General features: G+C 65.5%; 12 protein-coding genes. 5 read left to right on the top strand and 7 right to left on the bottom strand.

What is annotated here, in order from left to right; genetic code table 11:
• The first annotated feature begins 644 nt into the window (after positions 1 to 644).
• From AC1DMY_RS20575 to AC1DMY_RS20565, 3 genes are read left to right on the top strand one after another with little or no spacing between them, the layout of a single operon-like run.
• A complete protein-coding gene (locus tag AC1DMY_RS20575; RefSeq protein ID WP_477166716.1) occupies positions 645 to 1,658 on the top strand; it encodes a two-component system sensor histidine kinase NtrB in 1,014 nt (337 codons plus the stop codon).
• A complete protein-coding gene (gene ntrC / locus AC1DMY_RS20570) occupies positions 1,651 to 3,048 on the top strand; it encodes a nitrogen regulation protein NR(I) (RefSeq protein WP_477166715.1) in 1,398 nt (465 codons plus the stop codon). Before AC1DMY_RS20575 ends, ntrC begins: the two co-directional genes overlap by 8 nt.
• A gap of 10 nt (positions 3,049 to 3,058) precedes the next feature.
• On the top strand, positions 3,059 to 3,508 hold the full coding sequence (locus AC1DMY_RS20565) for an N-acetyltransferase family protein (protein ID WP_477166714.1): 450 nt from the start codon (positions 3,059 to 3,061) through the stop codon (positions 3,506 to 3,508).
• A gap of 48 nt (positions 3,509 to 3,556) precedes the next feature.
• Here AC1DMY_RS20565 and AC1DMY_RS20560 read toward each other — a convergent pair whose 3' ends face one another.
• Together AC1DMY_RS20560 and AC1DMY_RS20555 are read right to left on the bottom strand one after the other, a co-directional pair.
• Positions 3,557 to 6,022: a sensor domain-containing protein gene (locus tag AC1DMY_RS20560; protein WP_477166713.1), complete on the bottom strand. Its 2,466-nt coding sequence runs from the start codon at positions 6,020 to 6,022 to the stop codon at positions 3,557 to 3,559.
• A gap of 104 nt (positions 6,023 to 6,126) precedes the next feature.
• Complete coding sequence (locus AC1DMY_RS20555) at positions 6,127 to 7,254, bottom strand: hypothetical protein (RefSeq protein WP_477166712.1); 1,128 nt, start codon at positions 7,252 to 7,254, stop codon at positions 6,127 to 6,129.
• A 116-nt stretch (positions 7,255 to 7,370) separates the two neighbouring features.
• Here AC1DMY_RS20555 and AC1DMY_RS20550 point away from each other — a divergent pair, with 116 nt between their 5' ends.
• Both AC1DMY_RS20550 and AC1DMY_RS20545 read left to right on the top strand, forming a co-directional pair.
• Entirely contained in the window at positions 7,371 to 8,654 is a 1,284-nt protein-coding gene (locus tag AC1DMY_RS20550; protein ID WP_477166711.1) for an acetyl-CoA C-acetyltransferase, read from the top strand.
• 26 nt (positions 8,655 to 8,680) lie between these two features.
• The gene (locus AC1DMY_RS20545) at positions 8,681 to 9,211 is read left to right on the top strand and encodes an energy transducer TonB (RefSeq protein WP_477166710.1); all 531 of its coding nucleotides are present in this window, start codon (positions 8,681 to 8,683) and stop codon (positions 9,209 to 9,211) included.
• Between the two features lie 252 nt (positions 9,212 to 9,463).
• Here AC1DMY_RS20545 and AC1DMY_RS20540 read toward each other — a convergent pair whose 3' ends face one another.
• From AC1DMY_RS20540 to AC1DMY_RS20520, 5 genes are all read right to left on the bottom strand, one after another.
• Positions 9,464 to 11,329 (bottom strand): phospholipase D-like domain-containing protein, encoded by a 1,866-nt coding sequence (locus AC1DMY_RS20540; protein WP_477166709.1) that lies wholly within the window; start codon positions 11,327 to 11,329, stop codon positions 9,464 to 9,466.
• A gap of 30 nt (positions 11,330 to 11,359) precedes the next feature.
• On the bottom strand, positions 11,360 to 11,944 hold the full coding sequence (locus tag AC1DMY_RS20535) for a YceI family protein (RefSeq protein WP_441601706.1): 585 nt from the start codon (positions 11,942 to 11,944) through the stop codon (positions 11,360 to 11,362).
• Positions 11,941 to 12,414, bottom strand: a complete 474-nt coding sequence (locus AC1DMY_RS20530; protein WP_477166708.1) for a SixA phosphatase family protein — start codon at positions 12,412 to 12,414, stop codon at positions 11,941 to 11,943. The genes AC1DMY_RS20535 and AC1DMY_RS20530 overlap by 4 nt, the downstream gene beginning before the upstream one ends.
• Positions 12,415 to 12,616: 202 nt before the next feature.
• The gene (locus AC1DMY_RS20525) at positions 12,617 to 13,249 is read right to left on the bottom strand and encodes a ParA family protein (protein ID WP_046971972.1); all 633 of its coding nucleotides are present in this window, start codon (positions 13,247 to 13,249) and stop codon (positions 12,617 to 12,619) included.
• Positions 13,250 to 13,360: 111 nt separating this feature from the next.
• Positions 13,361 to 14,389 carry a hypothetical protein gene (locus AC1DMY_RS20520; RefSeq protein ID WP_477166707.1) on the bottom strand — a complete coding sequence of 343 codons (1,029 nt, stop codon included), beginning with the start codon at positions 14,387 to 14,389 and terminating at the stop codon, positions 13,361 to 13,363.
• Between the last annotated feature and the right edge of the window lie 109 nt (positions 14,390 to 14,498).

Genomic DNA, 14,498 nt, shown 5'->3' with positions numbered 1-14,498 from the left:
ACAGTTACCGCTTCAGGAACCACGTTACGGACACCGGAAAGGAGCGCTAAACCTCACCTTCATCTATCACCTGAGCTAACCTGACGCACAAACGGGTGGCTCACTTTTCGATGAAAAGCCCGGCTCAGTTTTCGGCGGAAATCAACAATTTGTCGGCTGCCTTGATAGAGGTGTGATGGACGAGGCGCTCAGTAGATTTCCAAGAAACAGAAGTCTTCCGCAAAAGAGAATTCGCGAGCTAATAGAAGCCTGGAAGAGCCCCGCTTAGCGCGGGGTTTTTTATGCGGAAACGTCTATGCAAAGATGAAGTATGCCGCCCTTTTAGCGATTAACTTTTGCTTGGGGAACGGTGCATTGGTTGGGCCGAAGGCCCAGGCGTATAGACCTCCTGAAGCGTATTTTCCGGCCTCCCGGAGGGCCTTGTTGCACGTTTTTGGCTCAAAACGCATGCCTGAAAGGGTTGGTAACACCCTGATTTACAGGGCTTTTGCGCAAGAAATCAAAAGGCATAGTTTGTTCAAGGTCCAAACGCCAAAGTTTGTAAGACCTGCACAAACTATGGGCCTGAGAACACCGGCAACCTCACGATCCGACCACCCCCATGCGGCATTGCACCAAGCCGGCGCATTGTCCATGATGGTGCAATGAACGATACGGTAGCGCGTGGGTGGGCGGAGCCGTTGGCGACCGGGATGGCGCTGGCGGATGCGCGGCTGCGCCTGCTATGGGTGAATCCGGCTTTGGCGGAGCTGCTGGATATCGGTCCGCGCAGCGCCGTGGGGCAATCGCTGGCGGTGTTGTTGCATCGGCCGGAGTGGATGGCGCAGGCCGAGCGTGCCTTGCAGGAGCCCTCGCCGCATCAGTTGCGCGGCATCGACATACCGTCGGCGCGCGGCGAGATGGCGCGGGTCGATGTGTCGATGCAGCGCCTCGCCAGCGGCGAGCTGTTGCTCGAAGTGCATGCACTGGCACCGCCTGCGCCCTCGGGCACGCCGCTCTCAGCCACGTTGCGCGGGTTTGCGCATGAAGTGAAGAATCCTCTGGCCGGTTTGCGCGGCGCGGCGCAGTTGCTGCAGCGGCGGGTCGAGGACGAACAGCTGCGTAGCCTTGCCGGCCTGGTGATTGCCGAAGCCGATCGGCTGGCCGCCCTGGCCAATCGTCTGTTGCACCATGACGGCGCGGCTGCGCAATTGGGCGACGTAAATATCCACCTGCAACTCGAGCGCCTCGGCGACCTGCTCTTGGCCGAGCCCTCGCCTCCGACGCTTCGCCACGACTACGACCCGAGCCTGCCGGATATCTACGGCGACGCCGACCGCCTGTTGCAGTTGCTGCTCAACCTGGCGCGCAACGCCGTTGAAGCGGGCGCGAAAACCGTGTTGTTCCGCACGCGCGCCGAACCATCGGTACGGCTGGGCGAACGCATGGCCCGCATGGCGCTGCGCGTCGATGTGGTCGATGACGGCCCGGGCGTACCCGAGCATCTGCGCGATACCTTGTTCGAACCGCTGGTGTCCGGTCGCGCCGATGGCAGTGGGCTTGGTCTGGCGCTTGCGCGGGAGATCGCGCGTGAACACGGTGGCGAGCTGCGCCATGTGGATCGCACAGGCGAAACCACGTTCTCTCTTTATCTGCCCATGGGGCACGCGCATGACTGAATCAGCCCACGAGATCTGGATTGCGGACGATGATCGCGGCGTGCGCTTCGTGCTCGCCGAAGCGCTGCGCGACGCCGGCCTCAACGTGCGCGAGTTTGGCGACGCGGAGGCCGTACGCGAAGCACTGCGCTCGTCCTCGCCCGCCTTGTTGCTCACCGACGTACGTATGCCGGGCGAGGGTGGTCTGGCCCTGATCGCCGCGCTGAAGGCACAAGGCTTGGGCCCGGTGATCGTGATGAGCGCTTTTACCGATGTGGCGACCACGGCGGCGGCCTATCGCGCTGGCGCCGTGGACTATCTGGCCAAGCCGTTCGATCTCGATCAGGCGGTCGCTGCCGTACAACGTGCGCTGGCCGATCTGCCAACCGCGGCGACGGCGCCCGAAACGACACCCGCGCCAACCCATGCCTTGCTGGGCGATAGCCCGGCCATGCGCGAAGTGTTTCGCCTGATCGGTCGCGTGGCAGCGAGCGATCTCAACGTGCTGATCACCGGCGAAACCGGCACCGGCAAGGAACTGGTGGCGCGTGCGCTGCATGACGAAAGCGCGCGCCGCGGCAAGCCTTTCGTGGCGCTCAACACGGCGGCGATTCCCAGCGAACTGTTGGAAAGCGAATTGTTCGGCCACGAGGCAGGTGCCTTCACTGGCGCCACGCGCCGCCATGCCGGTCGCTTCGAGCAGGCCGAAGGCGGCACGCTGTTTCTCGATGAAATCGGCGATATGCCGCTGGCTCTGCAGACGCGTCTGCTGCGCGTCCTGGCGGGCGGCGAGTTCTATCGCGTGGGTGGCCGCGAGTTGATACGCGGCAACGTGCGCATCATCGCCGCCACCCACCAGGACCTGGATGCGCGTGTCGCCGCCGGTCAGTTCCGCGCCGACCTGAAGCATCGCCTTGATGTGGTGCGCATCGAACTGCCGCCGTTGCGCCAGCGCCGCACCGATATCCCGCTGCTGGCGCGGCACTTCCTCGCCAGTGCCGCACAGGAACTGCATCTCGCGCCCAAGCGCTTCTCCAAGGCTGCGCTCAAGGCAGTGGCGCAACGCGATTTTCCGGGCAACGTACGCGAGCTGGAAAACCTGTGCCGTCGGCTGGCGGTGATTGCGCCGGGCAACGAGATTCTTCCCTCGGATCTGGGGGCGGGCGCCGCGAACAGTTCGGCCGGCGGCTGGACCGATGCCTTGCGCGAATGGGTGACGCAAGCCTTGGCCGATGGCGAGGTCGACATCCACACGCGTGCCCGGGCAGCGCTCGACCAGACCTTGCTGCAAGTTGCGCTCGAAGCGCACGAAGGCCATCGCCAGCACGCGGCCGCCGCGCTCGGCGTTGGCCGCAATACCTTGACCCGCAAGCTCGGCGCGTTACGCACGCGCGGGCCCGCCAAGCCGTGAGAGATCCCGCATGAGCATCGAGATACGCATCGCCAGCCGCGACGACATCGCGCACATTGCGCAGTGGAATACGGCCATGGCGTGGGAAACCGAGCAGAAAGCGCTATCGCCGGCCGTGATCGGGCGTGGCGTGACGGCGGTGTTCGACGAACCGCGGCGCGGGTTTTACCTGGTGGCCGAACGCGCCGGCGAGCCGGTCGGTTGCCTGTTGGTGACCTACGAATGGAGCGACTGGCGCGCGGGTGATTTCTGGTGGATCCAGAGCGTCTACGTGGTGGAATCGGCGCGAAGGGAAGGGGTGTTTCGCAGCCTTTACGACGATGCGAAGCAGCGTGCGGGGCAGGCTGGCGCTGTCGGTTTGCGTTTGTATGTGGAGACGGAGAATCAGCGGGCGCAGCGCACCTATGCGGGGCTGGGCATGGAGCGGTGTCATTACTTTATGTATGAAGCGGAGTTTTGAGGGGCTGGTCGCGCACAGGGTGCGCTCCTACAAGGGGCGCGGTGTGGTTTAGGCGGGCAGCAGTTGTTGGCTGAACTGCTCTGGCGGTATCGCGGTGCCGAACAGGAAGCCCTGCAGCAGTGAGCAGCCGGCGCGGCGCAGATGTTCCGCTTGCGCCGCGGTCTCCACGCCTTCCGCCACCACGCTCATGTCCAGGCCGCGCGCCATGGTGATGATGGCGTCGGTGATGGCGGCATTGTCCGCATCGGTGGCGATGTCGCGCACGAAGGTGCGGTCGATCTTCAGTGCGTCGATGGGGAAATACTTCAGGTAGGACAGGCTGCAATAGCCGGTGCCGAAGTCGTCCAGCGCCAGGCTGACGCCAAGATCCTTGATGCCCTGCATCAGCGCCCGGCTCTGGTCGCCGGCGGACATCACCATGCGCTCGGTCAGCTCCAGCTCGATCAGCGATGGCGGCAGCTGCGCGTCTTCCAGCGCGCTCTTGAGCGTGGCGTGAAAACCGGGGTGCTGGAACTGCGGCGCGGCGACGTTCACCGCCACCACGATGGGCCTGCCGGCGCGATGCCACGCACCGGCCTGGCGACAGGCCTGGCGGATCACCCATTCGCCGATGGGCACGATCAGGCCGCTTTCTTCCGCCACCGGGATGAACTGGTCCGGCATGTACACGTCGCGGCCTTCCACCTGCCAGCGCAACAGCGCCTCGGCGCCGACGATGACGCCGGTGCGCGCATCGACCTTGGGCTGGTAGTGCAGATGCAGGTCGCCGCGCTTGAGCGCCTTGCGCAGATCCTGCTCGATGCGCAGGCGCGCCGCCGGCAGCTCGCTCATCTGCGAGGTGAAGAAGCGATAGTCGTTGCGACCCTTCATCTTCACTTCGTACATGGCGATGTCGGCGTTGCGCAGCATCGCTTCGGCATCGAGGGCATCGTCGGGATAAACGCTGATGCCCACGCTATAGGTGATGTTGAACTCTCCCATCTTGCTGGCCGGCGAGGCCTGCCACAGGCGCATAAGCTTCTCGCACAGCTGGCTCGCGCCGGAGCGGCCGTCCACGTGCGAAAGCAGCACCACGAACTCATCGCCGCCGATGCGGCTGACGGTGTCTTCGTTGCGCAGGTGATGGCGCAGGTGCGCGGCAAACGCACGCAGCAGATCGTCGCCGGCCGTGTGGCCGAGCGCGTCGTTGATCAGCTTGAAGTGGTCGATGTCGATATGCAGCAGCGCGGCTTCGTCATGACGGCGCACCGCGGCTGCCAGCACCTGTTCCAGCCGCGACTGCAGCAGGCTGCGGTTGGGCAGGCCGGTGAGCGTGTCGTGCTGCGCCAGGTGCGCCATCTTCAGCGCCAGCGCGCGCGTTTCGCTCACGTCGTGGAACACCAGCACGCCGCCGATCACGCTGCCGGCATGGTCGTGGATCGATGCGGCGGAATCTTCGATCGGCGTTTCGAAGCCATTGCGATGCAGCAGCACCGCATTGCCTTTCAGTTCCACGATGGCGTCGCGCGTGATGGCGTCGAGCAGAGGGCTGTGCAGTGGTTCGCGCGTGCGGCTGTCGATCAGGCGGAACACTTCGCTCATCGGCTTGCCGACCGCTTCGGCCTGGCTCCATCCGGTCATCGCCTCGGCGATCGGGTTGAGCGAGGTCACGCAATGCCGCAGATCCGTGGTGATCACCGCGTCGCCGATGGAACGCAAGGTCACTTCGGCCAGCTCGCGTTCGCGGAACAGGGCTTCCTCATAGGACTTGCGCTGGCTGATGTCGAGGATTTGCGCGACAGCGTGATACGGCTCGCCATTGATCGCACGCACCAGCGAAACGCTGAGCAGCACGTACACCACATGACCGTCGCGGTGGATGTAGCGCTTCTCCAATTGATACGTCTCGCGCCGGCCCTCCCGTAGTGAGAGGGACAGTTCGCGCGAGGCGGGCAGGTCGTCGACGTGGGTTAGGTCGGGCAGGGCGCGCGTCAGCAGTTCCTGTTCGCTATAGCCCAGCATGTCGCACAGCGCGGCGTTGACGCGGAGCATCTGGCCTTCGGTGGTGACCAGCGCCATGCCGATTGGTGCATGCTGGAACGCACCGAAGAAGCGCTGCTCGCTTTCGCGCAGCTGCAGTTCCAGCGCATGTCGCGCGGTGATGTCGGTGAACACGGTGAACACGCCGCGCACGTGGCCCTCGTCGTCCACGTCCGGCTGGAAGTTGCCGTGCACATAGCAGCGCGCGGCGCCGGCAAACAGTTCGCCTTCGTAGACGGCAGGCTCGCCGGCCAGGGCTTGTTCAAGACAGGCGCCGGCGCGTTCCAGATTCCACATGCCGATGACTTCGTCGACGGTGCGGCCCATCATGCGTGCAGGATCGATACCCAGCCAGGTGCGATGGGTGGCGTTGACGAATCGAAAACGCCGATCGCGATCCACATAGGTGATCAGAGCGGGCGCGCCATCCAGCACGTGGGCGGGCCAATGTGCCTCGCCTCCTGCTGGGACGAACTCGTGATCGGTTTCGCGCATCTTCGGTTCGGCCCGCTGGCGCACCCCCCGCGCCTTGTCAGCGCATCATGCGCCAACTGAGGCCGGCTGTGCAGGGTCCTTGCTGAACTCCAATGCGCCAGCGTTCAGTGCAAGGCCTGGGCGGGAGCGCCGAGCTGGCCATCGGCGTCGAGCAGGATGCAGCCCAGCGCATGCAAATCGGCGGACACACTATGGCGCTGCGCCAACTCGGTCACCAGCGGACCCAAGGCCTTGGGATGCAGCGGATAGCCGTGCGCCAGCACGCGGGCACGGCCGCCGTCGCCACGCTGCGCCAGCGTCACCGCCACCACACCGAGACCGGGTGCTTCGTGCGCATAAAGCATCGGTGCGTCGTAACCGGCATCGGCACTACCGAAGGTTTCGAGCAAGTAGCCCGAGCCGGGCTCGCCATCGGCAAACACCAGCGGCACGTGATGCGCATCGAGCAGTGCGGCGTATTGGCGCAGTTCGAATACCGCACCGGCGAAATCATGGGCGCGCTGATTCGGATCCATCGGCTGGCTGCGCAACCAGTCGGCAGGCGATTGCACTTCGACCTTGCCCTGGTGATAGCGCAGCGCCAGGCCGCGCGCACTCAGCGTGCTTTCATCGCGATAAGGCGTCAGCAGGGCGGCCTCGAGCAGGCTCCATAGCGGTGCGAGGTTCACGTGTTCGTACTGCACGCAGGTGAGCGCGAGCAGGTCGTTGCGGCTCAGATAGCGCGCGTGTTCGAGCTGCACGCCAAACGTGCGCATCAACCAGTCCGCCGTCCGGGCGCCGGCTTCACCGCGGCCCACCAGTTCCACTTCAAGCTTTTCCGAGAGACTCTCGGCCAGCGCCTCGGGTGCCAGCAGCGAAATCGGCAGCAGGCGCATCGGGCCATCGGCGAAGGCGGCCTCCGGTTCGAGCGGCTGGGCAGGCATGTGGCCCTCGTGGGTGCCGAAGGCCACCACGTTCTCCAGATGACCGCGCGGCACGCGGCGGGCGAGCTCGTCCAGCGTGGTCCACACCGGGAAGCCCGGGCGCAGCAGTTCCACCGCGTCGAACAAGGCGCCGGCCAGGGCGAGGCGGGCCTCGTCCACCTGGGGTACCAGCGTATGCAGGTCGGCGGCGACCAGCGCGGCCAGTTCGGCGGCCTCATCGCGGCTCAGCGTACGGTGCGAGGGCGAGTCACCCGCGGAGAGCTCCAGCGCGAGGACCACGGGGAGGGCGACGAGTGTTTGTGCTTCCACGGTTGACGAACCCGAACAGCAAAGAACTGGATTCTAGCATTTGAGGCATTTTGGACTTTCTTGGCATGCCGGGGCGGGTTAGCCTTGACGACTCGGCTCTTCGGACTGTTCCAGCCATGGAAAACACGCTCAAGCGCGTCGGTGTGATCGGCGGTGTACGTATCCCGTTCTGCCGCAATAACACCGCCTACACCGACGTCGGCAACTTCGGCATGTCGGTCAAAGTGCTTGGGGCCCTGGTGGAACGCTATGGCCTGCACGGCGTGGAGCTGGGCGAAGTGGCCATGGGCGCGGTGATCAAGCACGCTTCGGAATGGAACCTGGCGCGCGAAGCGGTGCTGTCCTCGGGACTGGCGCCCACCACGCCCGGCATTACCACGGCCCGCGCCTGCGGAACCTCGCTGGACAACGCCATCATCATCGCCAACAAGATCGCCACCGGGCAGATCGAAGCGGGCATTGCGGGCGGCTCGGATACCACCAGCGACGTCCCCATCGTGCTGGGCGAGCGCCTGCGCAAGCGGCTGCTGGCGGTCAATCGCGCCAAGACCTGGCAGGAAAAGCTGCGCACTGCCACGCAAGGTTTTTCGCTGAAGGAACTCAAGCCGGCGTTCCCCGGCGTGGCCGAGCCGCGCACTGGCATGTCGATGGGCGACCACTGCGAGAAGATGGCCAAGGAGTGGCACATCGCGCGCCAGGCGCAGGATCAGCTGGCGCTGGACAGCCACCGCAAGCTCGCCGCGGCTTATGACGCCGGCTTCTTCGAGGATCTGGTGGTGCCGTTCCGCGGCTTGAAGCGCGACGGTTTCCTGCGTCCGGATAGCACGCTGGAGAAACTCGGCTCGCTCAAACCGGCGTTCGACAAGAGCTCCGGGCATGGCACGCTCACCGCAGGCAATTCCACGGGTCTGTCCGATGGCGCCGCCGCTGTGCTGCTGGGCACCGAGGAGTGGGCAAGCAAGCGCGGCCTGACCGTACAGGCGTGGTTCCGCGATGCGGAAGTGGCCGCGGTCGATTTCGTGCATGGCGAAGGCCTGCTGATGGCGCCCACCGTGGCCGTGCCGCGCATGCTGGCGCGCCATGGACTCAGCCTGCAGGACTTCGACTTCTACGAAATCCACGAGGCGTTCGCCGCCCAGGTGCTGTGCACGCTGCGTGCGTGGGAAAGCGCGGAGTACTGCAAGAACCGTCTCGGCCTCGACCAGCCGCTGGGCGCGATCGATCCGGCCAAGCTCAACGTCAACGGTTCCAGCCTCGCCGCCGGTCATCCGTTTGCGGCCACCGGTGCGCGTGTCGTCGCCACGCTGGCCAAGCTGCTCGAGCAAAAAGGTTCGGGGCGCGGTCTGATCTCCATCTGCACCGCCGGCGGCATGGGCGTCACCGCCATCCTCGAACGCTGAGCGATCCGCTCGGCCCGCTCATCGCGATGTTTCGACTGCGCACCACCGTCAGCCTGAGCCTGCTCGCGCTGGCGATCGGCGTGGCGGGTACGGCATGGCTCAGCACGTTCACCGGCGACTGGCAGGGCCCAACGGGCGCATCGTCTGCCCGCAACGACAAAGTCCGCCGGGTGTTGCGTCGTCATGCGCGCGCACCGGCCGCGCGTGAACCCCTAGCTCCCACGGCCATGGCGCGTACGCGTCTGCTGACCGCCGCCGCACGAACCGCCGACGATCTGCCCACGCTCACACCTGTCGATATGCCGCCGCTGGCGACGCCATGGCTGAAGCGGGCTGTCTTCATCAGCGGGCGCGTGGTGTTGCAGCTCACCATCGATGGCGAAGGTCGCGTGGGCCACGCTGCGGTCGCCGAATCCAGCGGCAACGCAGGGCTCGACGATCGAGCTCTGCGCACGGCGACGAACTGGCGCTTCGCCGTACCCGGCGATCATCCCAACGGCCTGATCGGGCAATTGGTCATGCGCTTCGACGACACCCCGGCATCGCCAACCTTGTAGGAGCGCACCCTGTGCGCGACCGCGGCCTCGATGTTCGCCGCGCGGTGGGGTTGTCGCGCACAGGGTGCGCTCCTACAAAAAAGAGGTTCCGGGTTGCAGCACGCCCTGCACGCTGTTTTCGGGCGTGTATCGACAAGTCCAGGCAACGCCGCCCCTTGTGGGAGCGCACCCTGTGCGCGACTGCGGCATCGATGGTTGCCTCGTAGTGGGGTTGTCGCGCACAGGGTGCGCTCCCACAGGTAAAGACCGACGCTACAGCACGCCCTGCACGCCCGCACCAAACGCCGTAATCAGCCGCGTATAGATCAACTTCGGCGACACATCGACATCGGGGAAATCGCCCACCGGCGTGTAGCAGCTGAGAAAGGCCGGGTCGCTCGGCCGCATCGGTATGCAACCGGCCTTGAGGTCATAGCTGGTGGCGTAGCGGTACGGCCACAGGTCGAAGATCGGTAGGCTGGCGGAGAAATCGCCGATCGCCATGCTCAGGCTGCTCTGCTCGCGCTTGGCGATCACCCATGCATTCTCCGGCTGCGTATCGCGCAGGATGCTGTCGCGCAATTCGCTGGCAAAGCGGGCGTCGTAAACGATCACGCCCGCTTCGGTGTTGTAGTGGTCCGAGCGGGGATCGAAATTGTGCGAGCCGACCATGGCGAAGTCGTCGTCGACCACCAGCGACTTGGCGTGCAGGCCGAAGCGGCGACCGGTCGTGGTCAGCGGCGCCGGACGGTTGCGCCGCGCGCTGCTGCGACTGCCGAGCAGGCCGCGCTCCGTGCCGACCCGATGGCGCACCTGCGCGCCGCCTTGCGCGGCCGGCTGCGGGCCTTCGTCGGCGGCCGCATCGGCGTTGTCTTCGGCCGGGCCTGCCGCATGCGGCTTCATCTCGTAGATCTCGAAACCGAAATCCTTGAGGTAACGCTTGCGGTGCTTGTACGAGAGCGCATACACCGCGAAGGCATCGGTTGAAGCGAGGGAGTTGGTCGACACCACGATGCGCGGCGGCGAGTCGCCCTGATGCAGTCGTTCGAAGATCGCCTTGGCCCGATCGCTCATCACTAGGTACGGCGTCTGCAACACCACCTCGTGCTGCGCCGACCCGACCATGCGCATGAGATGCGTGGTGAACTCGTGGGCGCTGCGCTTGCCGGGTTCGTCGGTCTTCGCCGGGAGATCGCTGAAGTAATCGACACGGCCAGTGCGCAAGGTGTCGGACACCAGCACGTCGTCGATCCAGTCGGCATCGCCGGCTTCCTCCACCACGCGCGCCACGCGCTGCGGATGCGCGTAGTGCGGGCCCGGCAGGGGGCCAGGATGGATGTCGTCAAGCAGGTAGCGGTTGACGTCGCGCAAGTGAGTGAGCGGCGTGGAGCGCTTGTGGTTCCAGAAGGTGTCAAAGCTCGAGGCCATTTCGCGTGCGGCCGGCCCGCCCACCATCACGTCGCGATCGACATAATCGAAGTCGTCGTCCCAGTCGAAATAGCGGTCCTGGTAGTTGCGACCACCGGTGATGCCGATCGCGTCGTCCACCAGCAGCAGCTTGTTGTGCATGCGCTGGTTGAACGTCATGAAGCAGCACACGATGCTGGCGCTGAATTCCACGACCGAAGTCTGCGCCTCATGGAACGTCGGGTTGTACAGGCGCACCTGGAGGTTCTCGTGCACCGTGGCCAGCCGTTCCAGCAGCACGGGGTCGCCGAAGGAGAACAACTGGTCAGCCAGGATGCGCACCTTCACGCCGCGGCGCGCGGCCTTGATCAGTTCGTCCAGCACCAGTTGGCCGGCATCGTCCTGGTCCCAGATGTAGGTCTGCACATCGATGCTGTGCTGGGCGGCGCGGATCAGGTTGAGGCGCGCCACCATCGCCGCCTCGCTGTCGTTGAGCAGGGTGACCACATGCACCGGCTCATCAGGCGTGGAATCGCTGATCGCCTGGTGCGCGGCATCGAGCAGCGGCGAAGCGATGGCGCAATGATCGGGATGGCCGCAATTGAGCTGGCGCTCCACGCCCGCGGCGACGGCGTCGTCGGCGCGCCGGATGCGCGAGGGCGAGACGCTGCATCCCGACAGGATCAGGATCGCTACAAGCACAAAGGAGACGGCGATCCAGCGTTGGCGCATGCCGCGATGATACGGGAGACCGCGGCGTACTCAGTCAGTGTTGGCTGAACGCGCGGCGTAATCCAGACTAATCATCATGCCCAGTTGCACCTGGTCCGAAATGGCCGTGCGGTGGTTGCTCATGCCGAAATCGCTGCGCTGGATGGTGCCGCGCACCGAGATCACGCATTGCTGCGGCAAGTCGAGCGGGCAGTGCGAGGGCAGTACCTCGAAATGCGCAGGCTTGGTGACGCCGCGCATGGTCAGCTCGCCATCTAGGTCGCCGCCTTTTTCCAGCATGGCGAGCGAGATCGGTTCGGACACGAAATGGATCGAAGGAAAACGCGACGCATCGAAAAACTCCGGCGCCAGCACCCAGCGGCGGATGCGGTCGGAGTTCATGTGGATGCTCTCCACCGTGATATGGGCGTCGACGACGGCGGTGTCATGCAGGCTGCTGAGCGTGACGTCGCCGTCGATCTCCTGGAAGCGGCCGTTGAGCTGGGTCAGCCAGAACAGCTTCACGCCGAAATCGGCGTGCGAGCGGGCGGGATCAATGCGGTAATCCGCTGCTTGTGCCGGCAGCAGGGTGAGCAACAACAGCACAAGACAGCAGCTGACGTACGGCAAACTCATGGGGACCAGAAAGCATCCAGGCGGGCGTTGCCGGGTTCAAGTGCGCCATCGAGATGAAGCACCGCCAGGGCCGCGGGCGGCATGCCGCGGAATTCGTCGGAACGGCCTTCGACCAGCAGCGCCACTAGCCGTTCGATGCCGGGATTGTGGCCGACCAGGACCACCGTGCCGGCATCGCCGTGCTGGTCCAGCAGGGCCAGCAGTTCGCCGGGCGTGGCGTCGTAGATGTCGTCGGCAAACTCGGTGACCGGGACGTAGGGGTAGGCGGACAGCGCCAGCGCCGCCGTGGCACGCGTACGTTCGGAGGGCGAACACAGCACGCGGTCGGGCTTCACGCCGTGCGATGCCAGCCATTTGCCGGCGGCCTTGGCTTCCTGCTCCCCGCGTCCGCTCAGGCGCCGGCTGTGGTCGTCGCCGCCGGTGGGAGCCGGCTGAGCTTCGGCGTGACGCAACAGGATGAGTTCGTGCATGGTTGGCTCCTGGGAATACGCTGTACTACGCAGTGACTGGGCCACTGCTTCCGTTGGCCCGCGGGTCGCGATGCTCGACCGGCCCAGGCCAACCGCCTGCGCCACGCCGCGCCTCCCACCTCGCCGACTTGCTGGACATCATGCCACCCTCGCTGAGCAGAACAGAGCACCGTTTGGCCGCACCGGATCACGGTTAGCCCAATCAGTGCTGGCGCTTGATCCAGCGGAGCAGATGTTTCCAGTCCTCCTGATGGCTACGCACGTTTTCCGACCCGTAATCGAAGATCCCCTTGCCCAGCGCCGTCAGCAGCACATAGGCCTGGCTGTCACGCAACTGCGCCACCAGCGGAAACGGCGCCTGCTCGGACAGCTGCGACATGGCGTCCTGGCTGGCGTTGGTCCACGGCTTGAGGCGGTTGCCGACCAGGCCGACCGGCAACTTGCCTCGTTTGACGCGATTGATCTGCTTGAGTTCCTCGAGAAAGCCGAACGTGGCATCGAGGTCAAAGGTTGACGGCAGCACCGGCACCAGCACGATGTCGGCTTTCTCCAGATAGGGCTCCAGGTCTTTTTCCTGCGAGCCGGCCGGCGTATCGATGAGTACGCGCTGCGTGTCGGGAGGGAGTTTCTCCATCGAGCGGCGGCCGCCTTCCACGGCCAGAACGCCGGGGACGTTGTCCGGGCGATTGGCTGCCCAGCGGAATCCCGACTTCTGCCGGTCGGCGTCGACGATGGCGGTGTGCTTGCCATCCTGCGCCCAGTGCGAGGCCAATTGCGTGACCAGCGTGCTCTTGCCACAACCGCCTTTGCTGCTTGCTACCAGTACCGTCAGCATGATGCCGCCCCAGTGTCCAAGCCGGGCCCCAGCCTACACGATGGCCGGGGCGCGGATGCAAGCAGTGAGTGTCGTTCGGCGGGGCTGGCGTTGCCTGGATCGGCGTGGCGATCAGCCGGCCTTGCCCGGCTCCCAGTCGGACGGCGCGTCGACGGGCATGTTGTAGTCATGCAGGGCGGTGAGCACCAAGCTCATCTGGGTGCCGCCAGAACGGGCGAGCTTGAGCAGATGCTGGGCCACGGCCGTATCGCCCTTGGCGCGTACGGAGAGCTGGGAGAAGCTCTGCACCTGCCACACCAGGTTGCGGCGCAGGCGCTTGGCGTCTTCCTGCTGGGAGGCATCCTCGGCCAATACCTCGCGCAGGTGCAGCCCCAGGGAACGGGCCAGCGGGCTGGAGCCCCATTCCAGTAGCTTGCCCAGGGTCAGGCAATCCGCCTTGATCTGGGGTTTGTCGGCGTTCTCTTCGCAAAGGCGCGCGGTGGCCTGGAGGGCAGGCTGCGGCTGGCCTTCGGCCAGACCGAATACCAGGGTCAGCTGCACGTCGGCGCCATTGGTGGCCGACAGCGGTCCCACCACGTTGGTGGGCGGCGGCAGCACGGTTACCGTGCTCGACAACGCCTTCAGCGTCGCCCCGGCGTAATCGTCATAAACCTTGGCCGCGGCAGCCTTGGCCAAGTCCTGGCGGGCGTCGTCGTTCTTGCCGTCGCGCAGGTCCTGGCCCAGCTTGAGCAGCCACACGGCCGCATTGTCCGGCGCCTGCTGCACCAGTTTGGCCAGCGCGTCGGCATTGGGGCAGTCCGAGGCCTTGGCGTCGCAGTCGCTCAGGCGGGCCCAGCTGATCTCCGGACCGGCGCCCTGCGCGGCAGCAGCCCGGTCGATCAGGGTGTGGTAGCTGTTGAAATCGGGCTGGTCGGACAGGGGCCGGGCAAGCAGGGCGGCGCCCATCAGCGGGATAGGGTCGGCCTGCGGGGCGGTCACGCTGACCAGGTCCTTCTGGTATTGCAGCAGGGCCTGGCGGCGGGCGGGCGACGAGGCATCCGTGGCGGCGGGCGGCGTTTTTGCGGGGGCCTTGGCCGCCAAAACCGGGCCGGAAGCCGCGGCCAGCAGCAGGGCAAAGGTGAAAAAGCGCCGTCCAAGCATCGAGTAGTCCTTACACTGAGCCAACAATCAGGATAACGTCCAAGGATTAAGCTCGCCTGATCCGCTGGACGCGATGGGCGGGAGAATGCGTCCCAGCTTGCTAGCATGG

The sequence above is a fragment of the Dyella sp. 01L423 genome, from assembly GCF_056399945.1.
This window is presented reverse-complemented; position numbering and strand designations above follow the sequence as displayed.